Source organism: Vibrio coralliilyticus ATCC BAA-450 (genome assembly GCF_000176135.1).
Taxonomy (GTDB): domain Bacteria; phylum Pseudomonadota; class Gammaproteobacteria; order Enterobacterales; family Vibrionaceae; genus Vibrio; species Vibrio coralliilyticus.
In genome coordinates, this window is record NZ_ACZN01000016.1 from 668,905 (window position 1) to 693,838 (window position 24,934).

A 24,934-nucleotide genomic window follows, 5' to 3' on the forward strand; every position below is an offset into this window, starting at 1 on the left:
CGTCAATTTATAAATGGTTGCGAAAGTAGATTGTGAATTACAGAGTGCTTCTTGTTGAAGACGATAAGGAAATCGCAAGACTGACTCAAATGTACCTCGAAGCCGAAGGATATGGTGTTGAGGTGGTGTACTCAGGTGATAAAGCGGTAGATGCGGTGACGCGCTACCAGCCTGACGTTGTGCTATTGGATCTCATGTTACCGGGGGAAGATGGTGCGACGGTTCTTAAAAAGCTACGAACCTTCTATCAGGGTGTTGTGATTGTACAAACAGCAGTTCAAGAGGAGCTGAGTGAAGTCAGTTTACTAAAATTGGGTGCCGATGATTATCTGACTAAACCAATTCGTGGCCATATCTTGGTTGCTCGTCTTGAAGCTCATTTACGTCGTTATGCGGCAGCGGGGCAGGAGCCATCGACCCACAACTATGAAGCTTATGGATTTAGGTTGTGCCCTTTACGTAAAGTGGCTTTTTATCGCAGCAAAAACATTGACTTAACTCAGGCGGAGTTCGACATTCTTCTTTTGCTGGTTCAATCTCCCGACAAAGCGGTATCAAGAGATCTCTGTTGCCAATCATCTCGTGGGATAGAATACACCTTCAATGATCGCTCCATTGATATGCGTATTTCGGGCTTACGACGAAAACTAGCCCGAGCGGATGTGAACAACGCTCAGATTAAAACCATTCGCAATCAGGGCTATATGCTCACAGCAGCATAATCGGATATGGTTCGTTCCACTTTTACCAAAGCATACATTAGTCTGGCAACAGGGCTTGTAATCACTGTTGTTGCATTTCTCACTTTGGGTTCTGACTTTATGAGAAAAACTGAAGTCGAGATATTCCTCAATGATGGGCAGTTTTTCGTTAATCAATACATCGAACAACGTGGTCAGCCTAACTCCCTTTATAAAGAGTTGACCAACACGGGGAAGCAGCAGTTTTACATCTTTAATCTATCTTTGGTTAACGTAAAACCCGAGACGCTGCCATGCTCAGATTGTCGCGAGCTGTACCGATTGAAGTCAATACCCGTTTATCTAGTCGAAGATAACTTGTATGCGGCGGTGTTTCCGTTACCAAACTCGGCGAGAAGTCTCATGTTCAGTGAGAATCGCGATTTTTTTGAACCCCAATTTGAGTGGTACGAAGACTCCGAAGTCATGTTTGTGATTGGTCTTGTGGCCTGGATATTTGTCAGCTTAGGCGTATTTGTTTATGTCCCTATTCGCCATCTACATAACCAAATTAATCAGCTTAACCGTGCGTCTCGTCGCTTTGGACGCGGTGAGTTTAGTGCACGTATTGACAGTGACAACTTCCGACTTCCCCTCAAAGAACTGGCGGAAAGCTTCAACTACATGGCAGATGACATTGAAGGCCATGTAAAGCAGAGTCAGATCTACACGCAGGCTATTCCTCATGAAGTCAGAACGCCGCTCAGTCGAATTCAGTTAGCCAGCGATATGGCTAGGCGCAATGCTGTTGAGGAGCAAGAACCGTTTTTTGATGATATTGACCGATATGTTGACGATATCTCCGCTCTGACTGCTAGCGTGGTACAAATTTCCCGGGTAGGAGGTTTGACGGAAAGTGAATTGCTCGACACACAAAACCTTCTCCCTGAACGCTGGCTTAAACAGCGTATTGACAGGCAAGAGCATTACAACAAACAAATCAGCTTTCATGCTTCTTTGACTGAGCCTGCCCCAGCTTTGGATGTATTAGAAACCTTAGCTAATCTGGTGATTGATAATCTGCTTCAAAACGCATTCCGTTACGCAGATGCTGCGGTCGCGATCACTTTAATCGGTTTTGACAACACATTAGTGATTGATATCGAAGATGACGGGGCTGGCATCCCAAAAGATAAATACGATGAGATCTTTCTGGCATTCTCCAGATTGGATGAAAGCCGCCATAGTGACGGCTTTGGGTTAGGGCTGACCATCGCTTCAGAAGCAGCCAAGCGACTCAACTGGCGTATTTCTTTAGGCGAAAGCGAACTGGGTGGGGCTCGTTTTACTGTTTTGATCGAGTGCTAGTTCACTACTTTGTGCCAGCGTTCACCATATGCACTGCTGTAATCGGGCTCTTCCAGATGTTTAGATGCTTCTACTGGCTCAAGTGGACCAACTATCGTCCGATAGGGTAAGACGCCAGCCCACACGGGAAGATCCAAATCGGATTCATCATCGTTGACTCCAAAACGACTGATTTTGACCGATGCTTCGCTTAAAGGCATCTTCAGCACCATGGTCGCGGCGAGTTCTCTGTCACTACTTAATCTGACCTGCTCCGTTCTCCCGGGGGCAATCTGCTCAACAAAATGATTGAGCAGACGATCTTTTTCCTGCTTCTCTTCAACTACTTCAAATTGGCCAAATACTACAGCTGAGCGATAGTGCGCGCTGTGGTGAAAAGCCGATCTCGCTAGAACCCAGCCATCGAATAGTGTGAATGTCAGGCAGGTCTGGTGGCCTTGTTTTAATGAGCGCAGCAATCGGCTGTTGTTCGCACCGTGTATATACACATGTTCATCAACACGCCATGCCAACATAGGAATCACAATAGGGCCGTTAGCGTCATTAATCGCGATATGGGCGATTAATGACTCATCAATAATTTGTTCAAGATGTTTGTCCTCGAACACGGCTTTGTGCGCGCCTTTTTTTATTTGGGTCCTTTCTGTGTTTGATAGCATTGCGTTTCTCCATTAGCTTGTAATTTATGGTTCCAATCTAATGTTTAACTGGTATGTTATTGAGAGCCAGTTTTGACAAAGTTATAGGTCCAGTTAATGGCGTTGATTGATATTGGAGATCTGACTCTCTCAGGTGGGGCGAGCACCTTACAACAGCAGTTATTTCATGCGATTCGAGCAAAAATAGTGAAAAGCTTGTGGCCATTGCAGGGTAAGTTGCCTTCGACGCGCAAGCTCGCCAGTGAACTCAATGTAAGTCGCAATACAGTGACGGCTGCTTATGAGCAGCTGTTGGCGGAAGGCTACATAGAAAGTAAGCAAGGTTCGGGGTTCTACGTTGCGGTTGAGTTACCGGATAAATATGTGCCAGCGACCGTGACTCAGGGTACGTCTTCGGGCGAGTCCAACTGCTTTGATATCAATTCGTCATTTGCACCTGGCGTTCCAGATCTTTCACAGTTTCCACTTGGTAAATGGCAGCGATTGCTGCAAAGGCATGTTCTACGCCCAGTGTTACTGGGAAATCAAAATATTCAGGGCAGTGAAGCGCTTAGAGCGGCGCTGTCTGATTACTTGTCTTCCAGCCGCTCCGTTCACTGCTCAGCACAGAGAATCATTGTGACTTCTGGTGCTCAACAGGCTTTGACCATTGCGATGGCGGCGACTCTGGCACAAGGTGAAAAAGTTCTAATGGAGCAGCCAGGGTATGCCCAAATGACCAAGGTGCTTGAACTCAACCAATATCAGCTGGAACCTTTGACGGTGCATCAAGAAACAGGCTTTGAGTTGAGTGATGTCCTGAAAAGTACGGCACGAGCGCTATACATCACCCCGAGTAACCAATATCCGATGGGAACGACCATCAACACTGAAAATCGCCTTAAGTTGATTGAATGGGCGGCGAGTCATCAAGGGTGGATTATCGAAGATGATTATGACAGTGAGTTTCAGTTTGCACACCGGCCTTATACCAGCTTACAGGGATTAGCGGGCCAAATGGGGCTAGATGAGCACGTGATCTATATTGGCTCACTAAGTAAAGTGATGTTTAACGGCTTAAGGTTAGGTTACATGGTGGTGCCGGATAATTTAATTCAGCGCTGTCTTGAAATCAAAGATGCCATGAGCGGTGATTCTCCGTCACATACTCAGGAAGCGTTAGCTGACTTTATTGCTGAAGGCCATTTACTGCGTCATATACGAAAAATGCGCCGACTGTACAAACAAAAACATGAGATTGTCAGCCAAGCCATTGAACAAGCATTCGGTGGACAGGTTACGATCATCAGCCAAGCTGCTGGTTTGCATGTCACGCTAAAATGGAGCGGCAGAATAGACGAGCATGCGTGGGTGAAAAGGGCCGCGAAGCAAGGGATAGTGCTGCGGCCACTGAGCTATTATGAACATAACAAGGAGAGTCATCGAGAGTGGCGAGCGGTCGTGCTCGGTTTTGGTAATACACCATTGCAAGAGATCGAACCCGGGATACAAGCACTTGCCCGATTATTTGAATCGTGATTGTATTGAACAAAATGTCATCAATTGAGGGAAGAATATGTGCCGTTGGTTAGCCTATCAGGGAGAGTCAATTTACTTAGACGAATTGGTGTATGAACCTGAGCATTCTCTGGTGCATCAAAGCCTCGATGCAAGAAAAGCCGTAACAAGGGTGAACGCCGACGGCTTTGGATTGGGCTGGTATACTGAGCGAGACACTCCAGGGCAGTTCCACGAAGTTTTACCAGCTTGGGGAGATGAAAACCTACGTTCTCTGACACATCACATTCGTTCTCATCGATTTATGGCGCATGTTCGCTCATCTACGGGTACACAGGTCTCTCGCTCTAATTGCCATCCGTTTATCATCGACAACTGGATGTTTCTGCATAATGGTCAGATTGGTGAATTCGAGCGCGTTAAGTATGAGCTACAAAGCCAGTTACCTGAATCATTGTTCCTTAAACGCATGGGTACGACCGACAGCGAGCTGATTTTTCTTTTGATGCTACACAATGGCCTGTGTGAACAGCCTGTCGAAGCGATTCGTAAAACCATTATTGATATTAGCCAGATGTTGAAATCGAAAGGCATTGAAGAGCCATTAAAAGCGTCTATTTGTATTTCAGATGGAGAGCAGTTTTGGGCGGTCCGTTATAGCTCTGATGATGATGCGCCAACCGTATTTATAAGACAAGAGGGCGCTAACATCGCTTTAGCATCAGAGCCGCTGGAGAAAAGCTCAGGCTGGAAGGCGGTGCTTCCTCAAAGCATTCTGGAAATTAAAGGTGACGCCGTCACCTTATATGCTATTTAGCCTGACTTTGATCCAGCGTTTGTCGCTTTCCCCATGGTAGGGACAATAAAACAAAGACAGCAACGGCGTATAGCATTGACCAACCTAAGCAGACAAACACGCCTGTGCAGATAAGTAACGACACGCCAGCAAGCCATTTGCTGATGCCGGTAAGTAGCTTGTAGGCAGATAACATCGCCAATAAATACACCAGAACGAAAATACCATTTGCCAGCTTAAGGAAGAACTCTAAGTCCAGCCCTGAAATTTCGCCCACTAAGCATGACAATACCAACACCACACCAACCGCCAACGTAGCGTTTGCTGGGACGCCTCGAATTGAGACTCTGGCTAGCGCGCTTTTAGGTTTGTATTCGCGCGCCTGCGCCCAAACCATCCTTGATAAACTTTGTGTATATAGATTCACGCTGGCAAAGCAGGCGGCAAAACTGAGAGCGCTGATAAGCAACTTAAATTGTTCACCGAATAGCATCTCTGACAGCCAAGGGATAGAAGCACTGTCGAACTCGCTACTCCCATAAGCTCCATATTTGAGTATGACGACAGAGCATGCCCAATAGGCTGCACCCGCCACAAAACAACCGATGATGATCGCAATTGGGAAATCCCGTTGTGGATTCTTAAACTCTTCCCCCATGTGGGCGAATGCTTCAATTCCGACAAAGCACCAAAACATAACGGCCAATGCAGCCCCAATACTCCAAGTTGATTCGGAGGAGAGCGCTGGCATTGTTAGATCTTGCGCGCCAATATCACCTTTCCACCAGAATGCAGCGACCAGAATGAAGATACTGAGCGCAATCAGCGTCTGAAGGCGCCCCGATGACTTTGTGCCTGCTAAATTAACAGCGATTAAGAGAAACACTGTTAGCAGTTGGGCGAAAATAGAGGAGTTCAGCGCTTCAGGCAGTAATTGCTGTAAAAAGCCAGCGGCTAGCGCTACTGCGGCAGGGACGCCGACCGGAATAACACTGACAAACAACCAAGCAACGCTTTTTTCAAGGCGCTGATCAAATGCCTGGCGAACGAAGTGTGCCGTGCCACCTGCATTCGGATAGCGCTTTCCCAGCTGAGCAAAGGTCAGCGCAATCGGACATATCGCAATAAATAGAATTAGCCATGCCCAAAGTGAGAGTGAACCTGCAATACCAGCGGCAATGGCTGGTACCATGAAAAGGCCAGTTCCCAGCAAGGTCGTTGAGAGTTGCCCAACGCCTGAGAGTAACGTGATTTCTTGTTTTAGCTGACTCATGGTTTCCTTTCCTGATTTTTTTTTTGATAGCTTACTCAAACATATGAAAAAACACAGCAAGCAATTTGTCGTAGTTATATGTCATTTTGGCGGAAGTCAGGTGAGTGAATAGGCAATTTGCACTCTTTCGCCCAACGGTTTTTTGTGTCACATTACCTGAAATCAACAGGATAAGTTGAGGTATGACAGGAAGTAATATGGATAAGTTCGACAATCAAATTCTCGGTATTTTAAGACACCACGCCAGAGCTTCGGTCAGTGACATTGCTCGACAGGTCAATTTGTCACGTTCAGCCGTGACGGCAAGAATTCAAAAGTTGGAACAGGAAAAAGTCATTCTTGGCTACCATGCGAATATCGCCCAAGACGAACCGGAACTTATACAGGCGTACATGGCATTAAAGTTCGACATGTCAGCCTCCTCTCATTATTGCGAGTCCTATGCTGAGACAATCTATAAGATTGATGGCGTGAAATGGTGCCATGCGATAACAGGGGAGACCGACATGATGTTGTTCGTCGAAGTACCTACCATGGCAAGGCTCAATGAGATTCGTGATGAACTACAGGCGATCCCTGAACTGCGCCACCTGATGACTCACACCGTGCTTACGGAGTTCTTTAATACACGCCATGTCTCTTAATCATATCAACCTCAACTTGTTGCGTTCTTTGCAGGTGTTGCTCGAAGAGTGCCATGTGAGCAGAGCCGCAGATAGACTCAACATTACTCAATCAGCCGTGAGTCGTCAGCTCGCTCAGCTTCGAGAATTGTGTGGTGACCCTTTATTGGTGCGCGAAGGCAATGCTTTGGTGCCGACACCAAGAGCATTGGCCATGCAGGAAAAGCTCAATCTTTTGTTAGGAGAGTTTGAACAACTACTGCACGACAAACCTTTCGACCCGCAAACATGGAAGCAAGAGTTTGTTCTGTCTTCCAGTGACTATGTTGCTCAATACATAGTGCCCGATGTGGTTGCCGTTATGGTAGAGCAATCGCCGAACGTCAATCTCGCCTATCGCTTATGGCAGCCAGAATATCTTCAACAATTTGGTGAAACCGGTATTCACTTAGCCTCGACCATGCAGCCAGAGAAACCCGCTAATGTAACGAGTGTGAAAATCGGTGAGGACAAATCAGTCTGTCTGATGCGTAAATCTCACCCGTTGTCAGTCAAACAGACGCTGACAGAAGAAGAGCTGGTGGGTTACCCACATTTGAAGGTTACTGGTGGCGGAGATAAGGATTCAAGTACAGATATTGTTCTCAAATCTCTTGGGTTTGAAAGGCGAATTGCTTTAAAAGTCCCGTTCTTTTCCGCTGCAGTCAATGCCTTGGTTTCCAGTGATTATCTGATGGTGGTACCTGAGCACATCGCTTTGAACTTGTCGGCGAATCATAACCTTGAATATCGTCCTCTGCCATTTGAGACAGAAGCACATCAGTACTGGCTGATGTGGCACCCCAAATACGATCAGGATAAAGCGCATCAATGGATGCGTGAGATGGTTCTGCACGCGATGCGCACATCAAATTATTCTGTAGGTATGACTTGAAATCATAGCCGATATAATAAACTTTGATTTCAAATCATTAATCCGCTGCGATAGTTTAACGACATGGATTCAGCCTCAGGAAAAAACAATGACACTCACAATCTGGCTATCACTTTTTACGGTTTGTATTTTAGGGGCGATGTCGCCCGGCCCGAGTCTCGCTATGGTCGCGAAACATAGCCTAGCAGGGGGGCGAAAAAATGGCTTGGCAGCCGCATGGGCGCACGCATTGGGCATTGGCATTTATGCTTTCATTACCCTGATCGGCCTAGCCGTTGTCCTACAACAGTCACCACTGCTTTTCAAAGCGATAAGTTACTCGGGCGCAGCGTATCTGGCGTACCTTGGTTACAATGCGTTGCGCTCAAAAGGTGGTGTGGCAGCGAAGCTGGAGTCGGGCGAGCACACATCGGCTTGGCAGTCTGCAAAAGAAGGATTTCTTATCTCCATTCTTAGCCCTAAGATTGCGCTGTTCTTTATCGCGCTGTTCAGCCAGTTTGTTGCGGTGGGGGACAGTCTAACGGCTAAAGCGCTAATTGTTCTCACCCCGCTAGTGGTCGACGGTTTGTGGTATACCTTGATTACTTTCTTGCTATCGAGCCCACGCCTTTTAGACAAAATTCGCTCAAAAGCACAACTGATTGATCGCCTGTCTGGCGCCGTGCTGATATTTTTAGCGGTACGAGTTGTGATGACAGTGTAAGATAGCCAACACGAACAAAAATAAATAACAAAGGAGCCATCGGCTCCTTTTGTCATGATTGGAGACGGAATGATGATTAGACTTGCTGTTATCGGGACGAACTGGATCACCGATCAGTTCATTGAAGCTGCGTTGAAGACAGAGCAATATCTTTTGGCTGGCGTGTATTCTCGCTCTATCGAGAAAGCGAAAGAGTTTGCTGAGAAATACGCATCACCCGCTCTTTTTGATGATTTTGATAAGCTGGCGACTTCTAAGTCGATTGACGTGGTTTACATTGCTAGCCCCAACTCACTACACGCTCCACAAGCATTGAAATTACTTGAAGCAGGTAAGCATGTTATCTGCGAAAAGCCACTGGCTGCGAATGATAAGTTAGCACAACAAATGTACCAGACAGCGTTAGCGAATGATGTGGTTCTTTTTGAGGCGTTCATGTCGCCCCACACACCAAACTTCAAACTACTGAAAGAACAAAGTAAGAACATCGGTAAGATTCGCAAAGCACTGATCACTTATTGCCAGTACTCGTCACGCTACCCTAAGTACTTAGCTGGTGAAAACCCAAATACCTTTAATCCTGCCTTTGCAAATGGTTCGATTATGGACATCGGCTACTACTGTGTTGGCTCAGCTGTTGAATTGTTTGGCGAACCTCACGGCGTAAAAGCACAGGCTCAGATGCTAGATAGTGGTGTCGATGGCAGCGGAAGCGTTATTTTAGGTTACGACGGCTTTGAAGTGGTGCTGCAACATTCTAAGACCAGTGACTCTTATTTGCCGAGTGAAATTCAAGGTGAGGAAGGGGCGTTGCTTATGGAGATGATTTCAACCGGCAAAAAACTGACAAAGATTGCCAGAGGTGGTGTTGGTGTCGATTTGAGTGTTAAACAAGACCCGAATCCAATGTATTACGAAGCTCTGGCTTTTGCTAAGCAATTTGAAACGAAAAAAATTGACGAAGAGTGTATGAAGCGCTCGCTGATTGTGGCTAAATTGCTGACAGAGATTCGCAAGCAAACGGGTGTAACATTCCCGACAGACGTATAAGAGAGAAAGATATGCAAGCCGAAGTTAAATGGATCGAAGATTTTAAGTTTCTAGGTCACTCTCAATCTGGTCATTCAGTCGTAATGGATGGCAATGGCGGTGCAACAGCACCCAGCCCAATGGAAATGGTTCTGATGGCGGCAGGCGGATGTAGCTCAGTTGACGTTGTTGATGGCCTTAAAGAAGCCTCTCAGAAGGTGACTAGCTGCATTGCGAAACTGACGACCGAGCGCCGTGAAACAGCTCCTCGTATTTTCACCACAGTAAATATCCACTTTGAAGTGTCGGGTGACAATCTGGATACAGACGTTGTCGCAAAAGTAACAGCAGACTCTCTGGAAAAGTACTGTTCAGTGTGTCTGATGCTAGGTGCTGGCGTAGAAATGACCCACAGCTGGGAAATTGTGTAATCTGTTCTATTTAGATGGAAAGCCGGGTTTACAGCCCGGCTTTTTTGTAAATTAAGGAAATATTCACCGGTTAGGTTTTCTCTTTTTCCAATCTTGTATTCGCGCTATTTTACCTTTCCTATTCAAGCAGTTAATTGGAAAACGTTATGACAGAGTTTGAAAAAATGGTCGCAGGTCAGTTGTTTAACGGGGCTGATCCCAGCGTTAATAACATTCGCGAGCAAGCAACACGCCTTTTGCAGGAGCTAAATCACAATACCAGTGATATTCAGCGTGTTGAAACCTGTCGTCAGCTGCTGAAACGTTTTGGCGAAGCGAGCATGATTCGCTCTCCTTTTCTTTGTGAGTTTGGAAAAACGATATCGATTGGCGATAGCACCTTCATCAATATGAATGTGACCATGTTGGATGGGGCTGAGATTACGATTGGCAACCATGTACTTATCGGCCCAAACACTCAGTTCTATACCGCGGGTCATTCTTTGGACTATCGAAGCCGAAGAGGTTGGGAAACCACCTGTTTGCCTATTACTGTGGAAGATGATGTTTGGATCGGTGGCAACGTGGTAATTAATCAAGGTGTGACTATTGGCGCGCGCAGTGTCATCGCCGCTAATTCAGTGGTAACACGAGACGTACCACCCGACAGCTTGTATGGTGGAACTCCGGCAAAATTGATAAGACATTTGACAGAGAATGACAGTTAACGCTAGGTTAAGCTCCTTTGCTGTTAATCTGAGAGAATAGAGTGAGCCAACATAAATTTACTTTGTGCGGTGTGTTAGCCATCCTGCTTTGGAGCAGTGTGATGGGGTTAGCGCGAACGGTCACTGAGTTTTTAGGGCCCATTGGTGGCGCTGCATCAATCTATACCGTCGCTTCTCTGTTTTTGGTGATGGTAATGGGCCTGCCAAAAATCAGAAGCTATTCTCTGACCTATGTATTGATTGGTGGTGGGCTGTTTGTCGCCTATGAAATATGTTTGGCACTTGCACTGGCTATGGCGAATTCTCGCCAACAAGCCGTAGAAATGCTGGTGATTAACTACCTATGGCCCGCTCTGACCGTTCTACTGGCTGTCACGTTCAGCCCGAAGAAAACCAATATTCTCGTTTATCCCGCAATCGCACTGGCGTTTTTTGGTGTGGCTTGGAGTATCACTGGTGACCAAGGGCTTTCGTTCACCCAGATTGCAGCCAATGTGGCGACTAACCCTGTAACCTACGCTATGGCATTTGTGGGCGCGTTTCTGTGGGCAATCTACTGTAATCTGACTAAGCGTATTTCCAAAGGGCAAAATCCGATTACGCTGTTCTTTATCATGACGGCCGTGACCTTATGGATTAAATACGCGATCAGTAATGAAACAGGGATGAGCGTTAACCTTGAATCCGGTGGTTTGTTGCTGATTACAGGTATTGCAATGGGCAGTGGCTACGCGCTTTGGAACTACGCAATTATCGGCGGTAACATGGTGCTTTTGGCGACGCTATCTTACTTTACACCTGTTCTTTCGACCGTTATTTCGTCTGTGATTCTTGGTTTGGTTCTTACGGATACCTTCTTGCAAGGCGTCGCTCTAGTGACAATCGGTTCACTGCTGTGCTGGTGGGTCACAAGAGAGAAAAAAGCGGAATCGGCTGAACCGGAAGCGTGTAAGGATTGAGTATTACCAGCGGATCTCAATGGGTGTTCCTGTTTTCACGAGAGTGAGCAGTTCATCCATTTCTTCGTTGGTAATGGCGATGCAGCCATTAGTCCAGTCAAAACTTTGTACGAATTTGGCGGGCCGCTTTTCCCCGTTTCTTAATCCATGAATCTTAATGTCACCACCAGGATCGACGCGAAGTTTTGCGGCATAAGCAATGTCTCGTGGGTTAGGGTAGCTGATGTGGATTGAGCGATAGAACTCTGAATTATCAATCACGAAGTCGAGGTAGTAGCGGCCCTCAGGCGTTCGATGATCCCCTTCCTGGGTTTTATGCCCTTTAGGGTGTTTACCTAACGCGATGCGAAACTCTTTCACCACTTGACCATTGTCAATCAGATACATGCGACGTTTGGACTTGTCGACTTTAACTAAGTCGACCATTGCGGTTGAAGCACAGGTAAAAAGTAGTGCCCCCAATGTCACTATCGTCCTTAATGCAGTGCCATTCATTGTCTTACTATTCTTCCAAAAAACAGAAAGGTAGCCGTGAAGCTACCTTTCGAGTTTACGTAATGTCATCAGGGAGAAATCGAGAAAATATCACGCTCCGCAAATCCCAAGTCTTTAAACGCTTCTATCGCTTCATTCCGACTATGCGCATCAACTTCAAACGAAGTCATTTGGGACCCATCAAAATATAGGATCACATAATGAGTACTGGGATCTGGCTTTTCAATTGCCGACATCATTCCTCCAGCTATTCATTGATACAATGAACTTGGACCTGAACAATGCCTCTACCAGTGCCTTCGCGGTATTAAAGCTTCGCTAATGTTTCCCCAGGCTTCCCTTTTGCTCGAGGCATTTTGTCCACCTTTTTAATTAGTTTAAGCAGTTTTGAAGCATTCCAGCCAGTTTCTTGCTGAGAAAAACGTGATTTTTGCATTTCATCCAATTCATTTTGGATATCGGCAAGAAGTGCCTTATCACTAATCTGGGCCTCCTGGAGCCATTCAGTAGCGCAATGCTGTGCTTTAAAGTGATCTTGCTCTTCAAGTGCTGAAACCAAGCGGCCACTTGTATCGAGTGGTGCGATTGGCTTCTGCTGGGTTTCCACGCTAGTGTTTCGTTTTCTGAATAGTAAAACGGTTGTGATAACCCAAAGCAGGGCAAACAGCGCTGTGAGATAAGGCCAAAAACCGGGATCTTTGACAGTGACCGTTTTTACTTCGGTTGGCGCTGAATACTGAGACGCTGGCACTGGAATATTTAGGCTCTCTCCCGGGCTGACAGCTAACGCTATACCATCTAGATGAGCGGTTTTCTGCTGTTTGTTCTGGCTATCCCACCAATTGAGATTGATCTCTGAAAGTTGAACATCACCAGTTTGCTGAGGAATGAGTACCTGCTTCAATGTCATGCGCGTGAAACCATTCTCTAGCTGGGTGAACTGAGGCTTTTCTTCGTACACGCGAATGCCTTGCGGATAGCTGATCTTCAGGTTCGGGAAACGGTCAGAAGAGAGCCCTTCAATGTCCAAGGTGACTTCACGTGTAATCGAATCGCCCACTTTAGCCTGATGCGTGGTTGATGAAGGAATCGGTTCCCCGTTCGCCGCGACCCATGTTTGTGTTAGCTTAAGCTCCGATGTCGGCAGCCATACACCACTGTAGCCAGCGGGTTTATCTTCGACTTTGATAGCAAAGGTTTTTGCTGGCGTATCAACCGAGATCAGTTTGTTGGTCCCTGTTCGATCATTGCCATAAACAACAGAACCTTTGAATGCTGCACCTTTTAGTGTGTATTCGCCGGGCTGGTTTGCCGTTACGCGATAGGCTTGGTCAAGTACAGTGACTTCCACGCCACCGAGAACGCTTTGATACTGCTTTGGTTCACCGATTTGAGCTAAGGTCAATCCATCGACTTGAGGAGGGATGACATTAGGGCTTTGCAGGCGTCTCGGATCTGCTTTAATGATCAGGCGAGTACGTAATGAGGCACTTTCATTTGGGTAAAGCGTCGTCTTATCAAGTGAACTGCGTAGCTCAACTAAGTCGGATACTTTAGGCTCATCGGTGTCCATAGTAACCTGAATAGCAATCGGCTTTGAGCTCGCCCCGTTGACTGTAAAAGCGGGAATATTGGCAACGCCAAGTGTTTGAGCGGCTAGTGTTAGGTTCCACTCACTGCGTGTACTGCGGTCACCATTGACTATGTTGATCGAAGAGCCAAAACTAGGTCGTCCAACATAAAAATCTTTTTCCAGTGCGCTGAAATCAATATCATCGGAAGAGACTTTTTCGTCGACTACAACGCGAAGTTGGAACACTTCGTTCTTGACGACTTTATTCTTGCTGACGGTCGCCCAGACATTTGCCGCCATAGCGGCAGGGCTGACAAAAGATAAAGCCAGCGCCACTAAGCTAATCAGTTTCATTATTTGTCGATTCATAGTTACCACTTCTTACCTGTATTCTGCGGTGGTTGCTTTTGCTGAGCTTGCAACATCATTTGAGCTCTGAGTAAACGGCTAGGGTCGCGCGCGCTTTCGACCTGTTCCAGTTTTCGAAGTGCAGGGTCAATTTGCTCTAAATTTTGCTCCTGCTCAGCTGCGCTTTGCGGTTGAGTCGCGCTTTTATCTTGCGACTCTGACTCTTGTTCCGACGTTGAAGCACCTTGCTGTTGCTTGTTCTGCTCTTGTTGTTGCTGAGGAGTTTCGGAACTTGATGCCTGTTGCTTTTGCTGTTCGCCTGTCTCTTCTTGGGTTTGCTGAGGTTTTTGAGATTGCTGCTGCTCAGATTGCTTGTCAGACGATTTCTCATTTGAAGATGAATCTTGCCCAGATTGAGAGGAATTCTCTTGCTCTGAAGAGGAGTCATCGCCAGACTTTTGTTGCTGTTGCTGTTGCTGTTGCTGTTGCTGTTGCTGTTGCTGTTGCTGTTGCTGTTGCTGTTGCTGTTGCTGTTGCTGTTGCTGTTGCTGTTGTCTGACAATCTCCAGGTTTTTCTTTGCATCTTCGTTGCTCGGATCTTGTTTGAGCACGTCCTCATAAAGGCTAATGGCTTGGTCAAACTCTCGGTTTTGAGCGTAGGCGTTAGCGAGGTTGTATTTTCCGTTTAGCGTTTGTGAATCTTTAAGTGCATTGATGGCGGCAGGGAAGTTGCCTGCCTGATACTGCGCTATACCTTGCCACTCTTTGTTCTCGAACAGATCCGCCGCTTCTTGATACTGCTCGGCATCGTAGAGCTGTTTGGCTTGTTGATTACTGTTAAGCCAAGCTGAAGCCATCGCTGGTTTAGGCGACAGTAGTGGGTAAGCCAAGATGATCATCGAAAACAAAAAGCCACGACGAAACATAAGAAGCGCCGGGATGATCAGCAAGGGTACTAACCAGATACCGCTGTTGACCCGATCACTGATTTGTTGTGACTGGTTTAGTTTACCCGTACTTTCAATGCTACTTGTGCGATTGGCTATGGCGTCTATGTCGCTGTTATTGAGCTGAATAGGTGTAAAGAAACCACCAAGGGATTTGGACACGCTATTCATGTTACCGAAGTTGGATTTTGCCACCACGGTTTGCCCAGCGTCGGTTTTGAGTAGAGTGCCATCATTGAGTCGTATAGGAGCACCTGAGCGGGTGCCCACACCGAGTATGGATAATCGCCAGTGTGTACCCTCAAGAAGATCTTGAATTCCTTGGGTTTCCGCACCATCCAAATCGTCACTGAAGAGTATGATATCACCACGAGACAAGCCGGCGTTTTTCATCATATCAATAGCTAAACGGACGGCTTTTACTGCGTCGGCACCGGGGTAGGGCATCAATTCGGGGCTGAGGTTGGGTATCAGGTTTTGAATGGTGCGCGTATCTGAGGTCATCGGACTAACGGTGTACGCATCACCAGCGTAAGCGACGAGACCCGTGGTACCTTCACTCCATTTTTTGAGTAGGTCACTGGCCTTGTATTTAGTCTGAGTCAGCCGGTTAGGTTTGATGTCAGTGGCATACATAGACATCGACATGTCCATGATTAGCACACGAGCACTATCGTTGCTGAAACTAGGCCTTTCTGAGCTGGTAAAGCTTGGCCCAGAGAGAGCAATTGTGGCGATTAAACCGCATATGGCGATTGCACTGGTGACAGTATTGCGTGCCGATTTGTGTTGTATACCCATTGCTTTGGCAAGGTGGGGGGCAATTAACGTCTGGTTACGGCTACGTTTTGAGAGCCAGAAAACTAACCCACATAGTGGAAGAAGTACCAGCAGCCACTCTGGATAGAGGAAGCGAAAATCAGACATGATTCCTCCTGATGATAATAAGTGCGAAGAAGCCCGCCAGTGCGATTGCAAGTGGAAACCCGAACCACTCTTGCTGTGGTCGCCAGGTTTGTGTGGCTTGGCTAACAGGTTCTAGGTTATTGATGGTGTCATAGATAGTCGCCAGCTCTTTGCTGTCACGGGCACGGAAATATTGCCCACCAGTCAGCTTGGCGATTTCCATCAGAGATTTTTCGTCTAGGTCTTGAGCTGTGTTGACTTTACGTGTCATGAAAAACTCTTTGACCATCATCTCTCCGGCGCCGACGCCAACAGTGTATATCGTGGCGTTGTACTTCTTGGCAATTTTGGCCGCTTCGATTGGGTCAAGTACGCCCGCAGTGTTACTGCCGTCGCTGAGTAGTATCATCACACGTTGCGGTGCATCGCTATCGACGAAGGTTTTGGTCGCTAGCCCTATGCCTTCGCCAATCGCGGTTTTGGTCCCAATAAGGCGTAATACGGTTTGATTGAGCTGCTCGGCAACGGTATGTCTATCAAGCGTTAATGGTGTTTGCAGATAAGCGTGATCGGCAAACAGCACTAGGCCCAATCGGTCTCCCTGACGTTTGGAAATAAAGTCAGATAAGACCTGTTTGACTGCGCTTAAACGGTCGATATAGTCACCGTTGAATTGCATGTCTTCTTTACTCATCGAGTAAGACAGATCAACTACCAGCATCATGTCTCTATGCTTCGGTTGTGTCGTGACAGGGTCGCCATACCAGACAGGTCTTGCAACCGCGGTAATCAAGCAGACCCAAACCAGACCCGCCAGAACTTTAGCCAACAAGTTCCTCGGCGCACTGCCTGCCGCTGAGTCGGGCAGGTAGGGCATATAAACGGGAGATGACTGTTTAACTGGCGGCAGTAAAAAATAAATCAGTATGGGGAGTGGTAGCAGCAGAAATGCCCACCACCATACGAATTCGATGTTAGCCAACTTTGGCTCTCCTTCTTTTTGGCGGAAGCGCCTCATCGACCCATTGGGAGCAATGGGTAATCAATTCGGAGGCATTTCCTACGGGCTCTTTCGAATACAAAGCCTCTTGCCAGAGTTCATAGTTCTCGAGGAACACGGGTGATTTCACCTGAGTATCAAGAAAGGCATACCACTCTTTGCCCGTTAACTGCGCTACTTCTTCTCTTGGGTAGTAACACAGCGCGGCCTGACGTAATAATTCAATGGCTTCAGCAGGTTTGTCACCTGCCTGAATAAGCTTCAGCGCGGTTTTCTTTGGTGCCATACGCTTTTTATTCCAGCGATAGGTCAGCCAAATTATCAATGTGCCAAAGACAATCGCTCCTGCGGTCGCCCACCATCCCCATGCCAGTGGAAACCACGAGGGCACCTCCGGTAAATGCATTGGATTAAGTGGTAATAGTGAATCCTTGTTATTGGTGCTCATTGATTACGTCCAGATAATTGTTGTAGTAATGATTCTTGGGTAGAGAGACGGGTAAAACTCAAGCCATGGTTAATAGATAAGTCTTTCAGATCTTGCTGTTTTTGTTCAAAAACAGACTTAATCTGATCGCGTGCTTTTCGTGAAGAAAAGTCCATCCACAACGTTTGACGTTTGTCGGAAACTTGTTCGACGCCGCGATAACTGGTGATGCCCGCTTCCAAAGGATCGGAAATATGAACCAGTCGTACGCGGTTGTGGGCACGTAGCCGAGTGAGTAATAGCTGGTTTGACTCTGAGAAACGCAGGAAGTCACTGATGATGACCACTTCACTCCCCTTAGGACATAGGCGGTTCAGTGCCTGTAAGCCATGGCCCATATCTGAGGAGTGGGGCGTAGTCGATTGATGCAGTTTGTCTTGATGAAGCTTCACCAGATGCTGAATTAATGCGAGTGGCCCTTGATTACGACTGGTCGGCTTTAGCTCAGTCAGTTGGTCGCCAGTATCAATCATTGCGCCTATACGATCTCGCTGAGCAACAGACAACCACGCAATCAGGCTTGCCATATGAGATGCCAAGACCGATTTGAACATCAGCTGAGAACCAAACATCATGCTGGCACTGAAATCCACATACACAATGATGGGCTTCTCTCGTTCTTCTGTGAAAAGCTTGGTATGAGGTTTACCGGTTCGAGCGGTTACGCGCCAATCAATGCTCCGCACATCGTCACCAGGTTGATACTGGCGGACTTCGGCAAAGTCCATACCACGGCCTAGTTGCTTACTCTGATGTTGCCCCAGCATTTGAGACCACAAACTCTTTGCAGGAGGTAACCACTTTATCGCTTGCTGCTTGTAGTAAAGCAGTTCATCAAGACACAAGTTTACGCCGTCAGAGTATGGGGATAATTGTTTATCCATCTGTAACCCTTATGCGCTGCCCACCAGAGACAGAAGGCGGTTAACCACCTGATTGGCACTAATGCCTTCGGCTTGAGCCTGATAGCTGAGCAGAATACGGTGTCTGAGAACTGGAAAAGCCATCGCCTGCACATCTTCTGGTGATACATAGTCACGACCAGAGAGCCAAGCGTGAGCACGAGCACAGCGATCTAACGCGATGGTTGCGCGAGGGCTGACTCCCATTTCTATCCAGTTACTCAGTGTTTCGTCATATTGCGTTGGTTGGCGTGTCGCCATAACAAGGCGAATAATATAGTTCTCAACCCCTTCCGCCATGTGGATGTTCAATACTTCCTGTCGCGCAGAGAAAATATCTTGTTGAGAGAGGATTGGCGGAGCGACTTTTTCCTCGCCTTTTGCCTCACCGCGATTCAGGCGCAGTATTTCCAGTTCACTTTCTGCATTCGGATAATCCACATTGAGATGCAGTAAAAAGCGATCCAATTGCGCTTCAGGAAGCGGGTAGGTGCCTTCTTGCTCAATTGGGTTTTGTGTCGCCATCACCAGAAATAGCTCTGGCAGTGGGTATGTTTGACGACCAGCGGTGATTTGTTTCTCTGCCATGGCTTCAAGCATCGCGGCCTGAACTTTCGCAGGGGCACGGTTGATTTCGTCGGCCAAAATCAATGAGTTGAAGATCGGCCCTGCTTGGAATGTAAATTCGCCCGTTTCCGGACGGAAAATATCAGTGCCGGTTAAATCGGCAGGAAGTAGATCTGGAGTAAATTGGATCCGGTGAAAGTCGCCTTCAATGCAGTCAGCCAATGACTTAACAGCGCGTGTTTTCGCTAATCCAGGAGGGCCTTCAACCAGAATGTGGCCATCGGCTAATAGAGCGACTAAAAGTTGTTTAACAAGTTCAGTCTGACCAATAACTTGGCCTTCCAAGTATTGTTGTAGGGTATGAAATGACTGAGAGTTCATCGATGTCTGTCTCCTCGCTTTTTCACTTAGTGGATTTTGAAGTGAAAAAGTTCATCCATTGACTAATGTTGCGTATTGGATGGTTAATAACTATCCAACTTAGTACTGCAACATAAGTTCTATTATTTCAGTTGCTTACAATATGGGGATTTTAACGCTTCATGCAAGTGTTCAATATCGAAAAATTGGTTTGCAAATTAGTGCGAAATTGATGACTTATTCAGTAAAGGAATGTATTTTTTGTCCGATATAAAAAAGTGCGTCACAATTTAATTTGGCTTGCTCTCCTCCTAAGCTAAAAATTAACTGTGATTTCAACTTTCATACAATCATAAAGCGCTATAAGGCAACTCGAATGATGAAACTAAACGCGATCAGTATTAAGCAAAAGGTTGTTGCGGGTATTACTTTTGCTGTTCTTGCTTCAACAATTATTGTCGGAGTGATGGCACAGCGTCAGGCACGTGAGGTCCTCGAACATAGATTAGTAGATATCGAACTACCATCTATGCTGGACCAGATTAAAGGTCAAATCGATTACGATGTGACTCAGCTACTGCGCGCCGCCGAGCAGATAGCAAACAATGAATTTATTAAACAAGCGGTCAGTACGACCAACATCGACCCTCAAGTGGAAGCGATGCTGGTTAAAGAGCTCAATAACGTTCGCAATCAATACAATTTGAATGATGCCTCTGTTGCGAATCGTGAAACAGCCTACTACTGGAACCAGAATGGCTTCTTACGTCAGTTGAACGAACAGCAAGACGGATGGTTCTTTGGTTTCACGCAGTCTGGGCAACCTACCATGGTGAGCATGTTTCAGGAATCGACTGGTGAAGTGAAAATGTTCGCTAACTTCCAGTTTGTAAACGGATTCAGCATGTCCGGCTTGTCTAAATCAATGGACGACATGGTTAGATTGCTCAACGGCTTCCAAATCGAAGACACGGGTTTTGTATTCCTGACGGATGCACAAGGACAGATACAAATTCATCGCCAGAAGGACAAAGCCAGCTCGACCTTATCTCAATTGTATGGAAGCGAAGCTTCTATGCTTTTGAATAAATCTGGCTTCAACCTGATTGAAGCGAGCTACGAGGGCGAGCAAGTTTTCGTTTCGAGCCTATATATTCCTTCAATGGACTGGTTTGTTATCGGTGTAGCACCGGTAAATGAAGTGTTCGCTGACCTTAACTATGTTGCCAAACAGATGACTGTTACTATGATAGTGGTTGCTGCTTTGTTCATCTTCATGGGTTTATTCTTAGCGAACAGCATTACACGCCCAATCAAGTCTATTGCAGCGCGCTTTACCGATCTTGGTCGTGGGGACGGTGACCTTTCACAGCGTATTGAAGTTCAGAGCAGCGATGAAATTGGTCAGTTATCTGAAGGGTTTAACGGCTTTATCGAGAAAATACACGAGTCGATGAAAGAAGTCGCATCAACCAGCGGTGCGCTACAAACCGCCTCTGAAAGTGTTTCCCATAAAGCCAACACGACTCACGATAACAGCCAGATTCAGCGCGACCAAACCATTCAGGTAGTCACGGCGATTAATGAAATGGGTGCAACGATTAGTGAGATTGCATCGAATGCGGCAACCGCTGCAGAAACCGCGAATCAAGCGTCAGATAATACTCAGGTCGGTCAGAATGTTGTTAACAAGGCCAAAGACGCGATCAGTCGTTTGGCTATGGACATAGAGAATACTGGTCAAGTGGTTGAGCAACTGGCATCGACAACACAAGAAATCGGCTCGATTCTTGACGTAATCCGTGATATCTCCGAGCAAACCAACTTGCTGGCATTGAACGCAGCAATCGAAGCAGCGCGAGCGGGTGAGCAAGGGCGTGGTTTCGCTGTGGTTGCGGATGAAGTGCGAAATCTAGCAAGCCGAACCGCAGATTCGACAGAAGAGATCCAGAAGATGATCAACCAACTTCAAAGCGACGCCAAAGATGCGGTAACGGCCATGGAAGCAGGCAAATCTGTCACCCATGAAGGTGTGTCATCTTCAGATGAAGCGGTAGAAGTGTTGGTGAATATTTCTGAGCGAATCCATGATATTTCTGATCGCAATACTCAGGTGGCAACGGCCACGGAAGAGCAATCAACGGTTGTGCATACTATCAACCAAAACATCGAAGAGATTAACGCCATCAACGAAGTAACAACTAGTACGGCGGAAGAACTGGCAGCTGCCAGCTCTGATCTGAAAGAGTTGTCAGAACGCCTTGATCGCATGGTAGGTAGCTTTAAGCTATAAAACCATCCGTGAACTAGAATAACTGGGGCTAAGTGGGTAAACTTAGCCCCAGTTTTTATATTATTAGGTAAGTAATATCATGAGTGATTTTGAAAAAGAGCTAGAGCAAATGTCTCAGGAAATGAGTGATGAGCCTGAGGTAGCGCTTCCATCACTTGAAGAGCAAAAAGCTATCGCGGCAGAGCTGAAAAAACTTGAAGAAGCCGGCGAGCTAACGCCAGAAATCCTAGAACAGTACTTTGGCAAGTTTTACTCGAAAACCGATAAGCCAGTGCACTAGAAACTAAGTATTCAATAAAAGCCGCATTAAGCGGCTTTTTTGTATTCGATGGACTTGCTAGTTACAACAGGTACTTGTTAGCTTTTCGGTAACCTATTTTCACTTTCCAAACTCCAATAATTCCCGATTTTCATAAATTAGCTCGCTCAAGAAATCAGCGACCACTCTTATCCGTCTTGAGTGTGCTAAATCTGAGTGAATCGCAAGCCAGATAGGTTTATTACAGCCCACCTCATTTTCAATGCAGATGAGACCTTGTTGTTTAGCGATGAAGTGAGGAAGAATTGAGAGCCCAAGGCCAGCATGAACGGCACTGAACTGCGCGGACAAACTGGACGTAGTAAGCTTGCAAGTTCTGCCACGTAGTGTTTTTTGAATCCATTGTGCAGCAGGAAGGTGTTGCTGAGTTTCCGTCCAGCCAATGAAGTCATCATTCACATAGGGATTTGTCTGCTTTGAACGAGGTCTTCTATTTAAATAACTTTCAGATCCGTAAAGCCCAAAACCTAAATCTCCTAAACGACGGATAGTTACATTTCCTCTCTCTGGCCTCACCATACGTATAGCCATATCAGCATCTCTTCGATGCAAGTTGACGGTTGAAACACTGGTTTCCACTTCTACATTGAGTCCATCATGCTTGCTGAGTAGATTTGGTAAGGCCGGAATGATCAAATGATCAGCCAGTCCTTGTGCGGTTGCTAATCGAACGTGGCCTGAAACCCCATCATCCGTACCTTGTGCCGCAGAGCCAAACGCATATCCGGCTTGTTCCAGAGCTTCTGCTTGAGGAATTAGTGACAGCCCTTCATCGGTAAGTTTGTATCCTAGTTGGTCACGCACGAACAACCGCAGTTCAAGCGCATTTTCTAAGCGTTCGAGCCGACGAGTCGCTGTCGCGATACCTATTTTTAGTGTTTTGGATGCGCCACTTAGTGTTCCTGCTCTCGCTATGGCCAAGAAGACTCGTGCATCATCCCAGTTGAGTCTACTGTGTTTGTTATTTCCGAATTCGGAAAACTGATTGTGTTTTTTGGCCATATGAACCTCCTTTTGAGGAGAGCATACTGTGAACAACACAACAAACCAAGGAAATTTAGATGATGGAAAAACGTATCTTGGGAAATGGCTTAGAAGTATCTGCGATCGGCCTAGGTTGCATGGGAATGAGTGAATTCTATGGGCCCAGAAATGATCAAGAATCAATAGAGGTATTGAATAAAGCTGTTGATCTAGGGTGTACGCTTTTGGACACAGCAGATACTTATGGTGACCATCATAACGAGGAACTGATTGGTCGATTCTTAAGGACTCGTCGCAGTAACGTAAAAGTGGCAACCAAGTGTGGCATTGTACGTGAGCCGGGAGAATACAAACGACGTATTGATAACAGCCCGGATTACATAAGAAAGGCCTGTGAAGGCTCACTGCGTCGGCTCGGCGTTGAGTGTATTGATCTCTATTACATTCACCGCTTAGATCCTAATGCATCTATTGAAACTACAATGGAGACGCTTAGTGATCTAGTTTCTGCTGGGAAAATCGCACATATTGGGCTCTCTGAAGTGAGCGCAAACACGCTGAGGCGAGCACATGCAATACATCCAGTAACGGCGGTTCAGACGGAATATTCACTTTGGACTCGAGATGTGGAAGCTGAAATTTTGCCCACTTGTCGTGAACTCGGTATTGGATTCGTGCCATATTCGCCGTTAGGACGCGGATTTCTGACTGGGAATATTCAGTCAGAAAAGGACTTCGCCCAGAGCGATGCTCGCAAAGCACTTCCACGCTTCACGTCTGAAAATTTAAAGGCTAATCAACCGCTATCCGACGCGGTAAAACAGTTGGCAGTTGAGAAGGAATGTTCTTCGGCCCAAATAGCTTTAGCTTGGTTGCTTGACCAAGGTAAAGACATAGTACCGATTCCGGGTACGAAGCGACTTAAATACTTGGAGGATAACTTTGGAGCCGTGAATATTGAGCTGACGACTCAGGACCATAAAATGCTGGAACGAGCCATCAACAATTTTAAACCTGTGGGTGATCGTTATACTTCTGAGGGTATGAAAGGAGTTAATGCCTAGCGCTACTCTTAATGCTATCAGCCACGTTTTTAATCGGTTAGGTGTTTAAAGTAAATCGACATTTAGGAAAAGAGGAGCAGCCATAAAATTGCTTGCCTGAATTCTTGCCTTTCCTTGCAGTCCGGAGTACTAATTCTGACTGGCATTTAGGACACAGGACGCTATCTTCGTCGTGTTTTGATGGTTCGGATGACGACCGGTCAATGAAGTAGCGTCCATCTTCTACCATGTTCACTAGTTCATCGCCGCATATTAACCAAAAGCGTTTGTCTGCGGCAAATCGGATGGCTTCAGAAGTGAAGTGGCCGGAGGTTACGATAATCATCTGTTTGCCCTGATTAGCCAGCATAACACCGTACATTTCTCTCAGTACCTGAACGCCAACCTTTCTACTTTTCCAATGTTTACACTGTACTAAGCTAACGTCTCCATTTTTGGTAAGCCATATATCGACTCCATCGTCGGGTGCCGAAGAGAGTGCTTGTTTTACGTGATAACCCTGGTGTTTAAAAAACTCTCCTATGTAACTCTCGAACTCAATCCAGCTCAAGTCATTTAATGCAGCAGTGGATCGTTGAGATTTAAGTTGTGCAGTGGTTCGGCTGTACCTCTGCTTTCTGTTACGTTGAGCAATCAATGAGATTGGAGCGGGTATCAGAAACAAAAAGCCAAACAAAGGCGCTAGATTTGGCAAGTTGGGTCCAATTGCATTCAGAATAAAGTTATCTGTGGATGCAAAGATTCTTGGTAAGACGCTGGCAAGTCCAAAATAGGTGATAAGAGACATTGTGACGCTGACCCACCAAGGTGCACTACACAAGTGAATCAGAATGCTGTCATTTCTTTTAGCCATAAGTTTATTAATGATTGTTGAAGCTTAAGAGTATATTCAACCACATGCACTATTGTGTGTCTGGCTATAGCACGCACAAAAGCGCGATACATTGTTTTTCACACGGTACTTTGAAGCTTGTATTGGATTGATTTATGTCTTTTGGTCGACATCTAAAGCAATGGTAATAATTAATAT

At 46.4% G+C, this 24,934-nt stretch carries 25 protein-coding genes; 14 read left to right on the forward strand and 11 right to left on the reverse strand.

The window, feature by feature from the left end; all coding sequences use genetic code 11:
- The first annotated feature begins 29 nt into the window (after window positions 1-29).
- The gene (locus VIC_RS14160; protein ID WP_301339511.1) at window positions 30-722 is read left to right on the forward strand and encodes a response regulator transcription factor; all 693 of its coding nucleotides are present in this window, start codon (window positions 30-32) and stop codon (window positions 720-722) included.
- A 6-nt stretch (window positions 723-728) separates the two neighbouring features.
- Entirely contained in the window at window positions 729-2,048 is a 1,320-nt protein-coding gene (locus VIC_RS14165; protein ID WP_006960666.1) for an ATP-binding protein, read from the forward strand.
- On the opposite strand, the gene VIC_RS14170 is transcribed toward VIC_RS14165, so the two are convergent.
- Complete coding sequence (locus VIC_RS14170) at window positions 2,045-2,707, reverse strand: pyridoxamine 5'-phosphate oxidase family protein (protein ID WP_006960667.1); 663 nt, start codon at window positions 2,705-2,707, stop codon at window positions 2,045-2,047. The two genes, VIC_RS14165 and VIC_RS14170, sit on opposite strands and share 4 nt — an antisense overlap.
- Window positions 2,708-2,803: 96 nt before the next feature.
- Here VIC_RS14170 and pdxR point away from each other — a divergent pair, with 96 nt between their 5' ends.
- Together pdxR and VIC_RS14180 are read left to right on the forward strand one after the other, a co-directional pair.
- The gene (pdxR, locus tag VIC_RS14175) at window positions 2,804-4,225 is read left to right on the forward strand and encodes a MocR-like pyridoxine biosynthesis transcription factor PdxR (RefSeq protein WP_006960668.1); all 1,422 of its coding nucleotides are present in this window, start codon (window positions 2,804-2,806) and stop codon (window positions 4,223-4,225) included.
- A 37-nt stretch (window positions 4,226-4,262) separates the two neighbouring features.
- Window positions 4,263-5,021, forward strand: a complete 759-nt coding sequence (locus VIC_RS14180; protein WP_006960669.1) for a class II glutamine amidotransferase — start codon at window positions 4,263-4,265, stop codon at window positions 5,019-5,021.
- Here VIC_RS14180 and yjeH read toward each other — a convergent pair.
- Window positions 5,014-6,273 carry an L-methionine/branched-chain amino acid transporter gene (yjeH, locus tag VIC_RS14185; protein WP_006960670.1) on the reverse strand — a complete coding sequence of 420 codons (1,260 nt, stop codon included), beginning with the start codon at window positions 6,271-6,273 and terminating at the stop codon, window positions 5,014-5,016. The genes VIC_RS14180 and yjeH overlap by 8 nt on opposite strands.
- Before the next feature lie 197 nt (window positions 6,274-6,470).
- On the opposite strand from yjeH, the gene VIC_RS14190 reads away from it, so the two are divergent.
- The 7 genes from VIC_RS14190 (at window position 6,471) to yddG (ending at window position 11,659) form a co-directional block, all read left to right on the forward strand.
- Window positions 6,471-6,917: an Lrp/AsnC family transcriptional regulator gene (locus VIC_RS14190; RefSeq protein WP_006960671.1), complete on the forward strand. Its 447-nt coding sequence runs from the start codon at window positions 6,471-6,473 to the stop codon at window positions 6,915-6,917.
- Window positions 6,907-7,830: a LysR family transcriptional regulator gene (locus VIC_RS14195; protein WP_006960672.1), complete on the forward strand. Its 924-nt coding sequence runs from the start codon at window positions 6,907-6,909 to the stop codon at window positions 7,828-7,830. Before VIC_RS14190 ends, VIC_RS14195 begins: the two co-directional genes overlap by 11 nt.
- Window positions 7,831-7,918: 88 nt before the next feature.
- Window positions 7,919-8,533, forward strand: coding sequence for a LysE family translocator (locus VIC_RS14200; RefSeq protein ID WP_019275621.1), 615 nt, complete (start codon window positions 7,919-7,921; stop codon window positions 8,531-8,533).
- A gap of 72 nt (window positions 8,534-8,605) precedes the next feature.
- On the forward strand, window positions 8,606-9,583 hold the full coding sequence (locus tag VIC_RS14205) for a Gfo/Idh/MocA family protein (RefSeq protein ID WP_039952062.1): 978 nt from the start codon (window positions 8,606-8,608) through the stop codon (window positions 9,581-9,583).
- A gap of 11 nt (window positions 9,584-9,594) precedes the next feature.
- On the forward strand, window positions 9,595-9,993 hold the full coding sequence (locus VIC_RS14210; RefSeq protein ID WP_006960675.1) for an OsmC family protein: 399 nt from the start codon (window positions 9,595-9,597) through the stop codon (window positions 9,991-9,993).
- Between the two features lie 146 nt (window positions 9,994-10,139).
- On the forward strand, window positions 10,140-10,700 hold the full coding sequence (locus tag VIC_RS14215; protein WP_006960676.1) for a sugar O-acetyltransferase: 561 nt from the start codon (window positions 10,140-10,142) through the stop codon (window positions 10,698-10,700).
- A gap of 41 nt (window positions 10,701-10,741) precedes the next feature.
- On the forward strand, window positions 10,742-11,659 hold the full coding sequence (gene yddG, locus VIC_RS14220; RefSeq protein ID WP_080555935.1) for an aromatic amino acid DMT transporter YddG: 918 nt from the start codon (window positions 10,742-10,744) through the stop codon (window positions 11,657-11,659).
- A 3-nt stretch (window positions 11,660-11,662) separates the two neighbouring features.
- Here the strand turns inward: yddG and VIC_RS14225 are convergent, their stop codons facing one another.
- From VIC_RS14225 to VIC_RS14255, 7 genes are all read right to left on the reverse strand, one after another.
- Window positions 11,663-12,154: a L,D-transpeptidase family protein gene (locus VIC_RS14225; RefSeq protein WP_050778624.1), complete on the reverse strand. Its 492-nt coding sequence runs from the start codon at window positions 12,152-12,154 to the stop codon at window positions 11,663-11,665.
- A 307-nt stretch (window positions 12,155-12,461) separates the two neighbouring features.
- Entirely contained in the window at window positions 12,462-14,081 is a 1,620-nt protein-coding gene (locus VIC_RS14230; protein WP_006960679.1) for a BatD family protein, read from the reverse strand.
- A 17-nt stretch (window positions 14,082-14,098) separates the two neighbouring features.
- Entirely contained in the window at window positions 14,099-15,949 is a 1,851-nt protein-coding gene (locus VIC_RS14235; protein WP_006960680.1) for a VWA domain-containing protein, read from the reverse strand.
- Window positions 15,942-16,910: a vWA domain-containing protein gene (locus VIC_RS14240; RefSeq protein WP_039951961.1), complete on the reverse strand. Its 969-nt coding sequence runs from the start codon at window positions 16,908-16,910 to the stop codon at window positions 15,942-15,944. The genes VIC_RS14235 and VIC_RS14240 overlap by 8 nt, the downstream gene beginning before the upstream one ends.
- A complete protein-coding gene (locus VIC_RS14245; protein WP_021458215.1) occupies window positions 16,903-17,376 on the reverse strand; it encodes a DUF4381 domain-containing protein in 474 nt (157 codons plus the stop codon). The genes VIC_RS14240 and VIC_RS14245 overlap by 8 nt, the downstream gene beginning before the upstream one ends.
- Complete coding sequence (locus VIC_RS14250; RefSeq protein WP_006960683.1) at window positions 17,373-18,299, reverse strand: DUF58 domain-containing protein; 927 nt, start codon at window positions 18,297-18,299, stop codon at window positions 17,373-17,375. Before VIC_RS14250 ends, VIC_RS14245 begins: the two co-directional genes overlap by 4 nt.
- A gap of 9 nt (window positions 18,300-18,308) precedes the next feature.
- Window positions 18,309-19,265: an AAA family ATPase gene (locus VIC_RS14255; RefSeq protein ID WP_006960684.1), complete on the reverse strand. Its 957-nt coding sequence runs from the start codon at window positions 19,263-19,265 to the stop codon at window positions 18,309-18,311.
- 355 nt (window positions 19,266-19,620) lie between these two features.
- Between VIC_RS14255 and VIC_RS14260 the strand changes: the two genes are divergently transcribed.
- Together VIC_RS14260 and VIC_RS14265 are read left to right on the forward strand one after the other, a co-directional pair.
- Window positions 19,621-21,537, forward strand: coding sequence for a methyl-accepting chemotaxis protein (locus VIC_RS14260; RefSeq protein ID WP_006960685.1), 1,917 nt, complete (start codon window positions 19,621-19,623; stop codon window positions 21,535-21,537).
- Between the two features lie 79 nt (window positions 21,538-21,616).
- Window positions 21,617-21,817 (forward strand): chromosome segregation ATPase, encoded by a 201-nt coding sequence (locus VIC_RS14265; protein ID WP_006960686.1) that lies wholly within the window; start codon window positions 21,617-21,619, stop codon window positions 21,815-21,817.
- Between the two features lie 99 nt (window positions 21,818-21,916).
- Here the strand turns inward: VIC_RS14265 and VIC_RS14270 are convergent, their stop codons facing one another.
- Window positions 21,917-22,858 carry a LysR family transcriptional regulator gene (locus VIC_RS14270; protein ID WP_006960687.1) on the reverse strand — a complete coding sequence of 314 codons (942 nt, stop codon included), beginning with the start codon at window positions 22,856-22,858 and terminating at the stop codon, window positions 21,917-21,919.
- 59 nt (window positions 22,859-22,917) lie between these two features.
- Here VIC_RS14270 and VIC_RS14275 point away from each other — a divergent pair, with 59 nt between their 5' ends.
- Complete coding sequence (locus VIC_RS14275) at window positions 22,918-23,904, forward strand: aldo/keto reductase (RefSeq protein ID WP_006960688.1); 987 nt, start codon at window positions 22,918-22,920, stop codon at window positions 23,902-23,904.
- A gap of 37 nt (window positions 23,905-23,941) precedes the next feature.
- On the opposite strand, the gene VIC_RS14280 is transcribed toward VIC_RS14275, so the two are convergent.
- Entirely contained in the window at window positions 23,942-24,757 is an 816-nt protein-coding gene (locus tag VIC_RS14280; RefSeq protein ID WP_006960689.1) for a restriction endonuclease, read from the reverse strand.
- Between the last annotated feature and the right edge of the window lie 177 nt (window positions 24,758-24,934).

Excerpts from the sequence above, each read along its gene's own strand:
- VIC_RS14165 (WP_006960666.1), top strand. The coding sequence starts at position 729 with ATGGTTCGTTCCACTTTTACCAAAGCATACATTAGTCTGGCAACAGGG.
- VIC_RS14170 (WP_006960667.1), bottom strand. The coding sequence starts at position 2,707 with ATGCTATCAAACACAGAAAGGACCCAAATAAAAAAAGGCGCGCACAAA.
- pdxR (WP_006960668.1), top strand. The coding sequence starts at position 2,804 with ATGGCGTTGATTGATATTGGAGATCTGACTCTCTCAGGTGGGGCGAGC.
- VIC_RS14180 (WP_006960669.1), top strand. The coding sequence starts at position 4,263 with ATGTGCCGTTGGTTAGCCTATCAGGGAGAGTCAATTTACTTAGACGAA.
- yjeH (WP_006960670.1), bottom strand. The coding sequence starts at position 6,273 with ATGAGTCAGCTAAAACAAGAAATCACGTTACTCTCAGGCGTTGGGCAA.
- VIC_RS14190 (WP_006960671.1), top strand. The coding sequence starts at position 6,471 with ATGGATAAGTTCGACAATCAAATTCTCGGTATTTTAAGACACCACGCC.
- VIC_RS14195 (WP_006960672.1), top strand. The coding sequence starts at position 6,907 with ATGTCTCTTAATCATATCAACCTCAACTTGTTGCGTTCTTTGCAGGTG.
- VIC_RS14200 (WP_019275621.1), top strand. The coding sequence starts at position 7,919 with ATGACACTCACAATCTGGCTATCACTTTTTACGGTTTGTATTTTAGGG.
- VIC_RS14205 (WP_039952062.1), top strand. The coding sequence starts at position 8,606 with ATGATTAGACTTGCTGTTATCGGGACGAACTGGATCACCGATCAGTTC.
- VIC_RS14210 (WP_006960675.1), top strand. The coding sequence starts at position 9,595 with ATGCAAGCCGAAGTTAAATGGATCGAAGATTTTAAGTTTCTAGGTCAC.
- VIC_RS14215 (WP_006960676.1), top strand. The coding sequence starts at position 10,140 with ATGACAGAGTTTGAAAAAATGGTCGCAGGTCAGTTGTTTAACGGGGCT.
- VIC_RS14225 (WP_050778624.1), bottom strand. The coding sequence starts at position 12,154 with ATGAATGGCACTGCATTAAGGACGATAGTGACATTGGGGGCACTACTT.
- VIC_RS14230 (WP_006960679.1), bottom strand. The coding sequence starts at position 14,081 with ATGAAACTGATTAGCTTAGTGGCGCTGGCTTTATCTTTTGTCAGCCCT.
- VIC_RS14235 (WP_006960680.1), bottom strand. The coding sequence starts at position 15,949 with ATGTCTGATTTTCGCTTCCTCTATCCAGAGTGGCTGCTGGTACTTCTT.
- VIC_RS14245 (WP_021458215.1), bottom strand. The coding sequence starts at position 17,376 with ATGAGCACCAATAACAAGGATTCACTATTACCACTTAATCCAATGCAT.
- VIC_RS14250 (WP_006960683.1), bottom strand. The coding sequence starts at position 18,299 with ATGGATAAACAATTATCCCCATACTCTGACGGCGTAAACTTGTGTCTT.
- VIC_RS14255 (WP_006960684.1), bottom strand. The coding sequence starts at position 19,265 with ATGAACTCTCAGTCATTTCATACCCTACAACAATACTTGGAAGGCCAA.
- VIC_RS14260 (WP_006960685.1), top strand. The coding sequence starts at position 19,621 with ATGATGAAACTAAACGCGATCAGTATTAAGCAAAAGGTTGTTGCGGGT.
- VIC_RS14265 (WP_006960686.1), top strand. The coding sequence starts at position 21,617 with ATGAGTGATTTTGAAAAAGAGCTAGAGCAAATGTCTCAGGAAATGAGT.
- VIC_RS14270 (WP_006960687.1), bottom strand. The coding sequence starts at position 22,858 with ATGGCCAAAAAACACAATCAGTTTTCCGAATTCGGAAATAACAAACAC.
- VIC_RS14275 (WP_006960688.1), top strand. The coding sequence starts at position 22,918 with ATGATGGAAAAACGTATCTTGGGAAATGGCTTAGAAGTATCTGCGATC.
- VIC_RS14280 (WP_006960689.1), bottom strand. The coding sequence starts at position 24,757 with ATGGCTAAAAGAAATGACAGCATTCTGATTCACTTGTGTAGTGCACCT.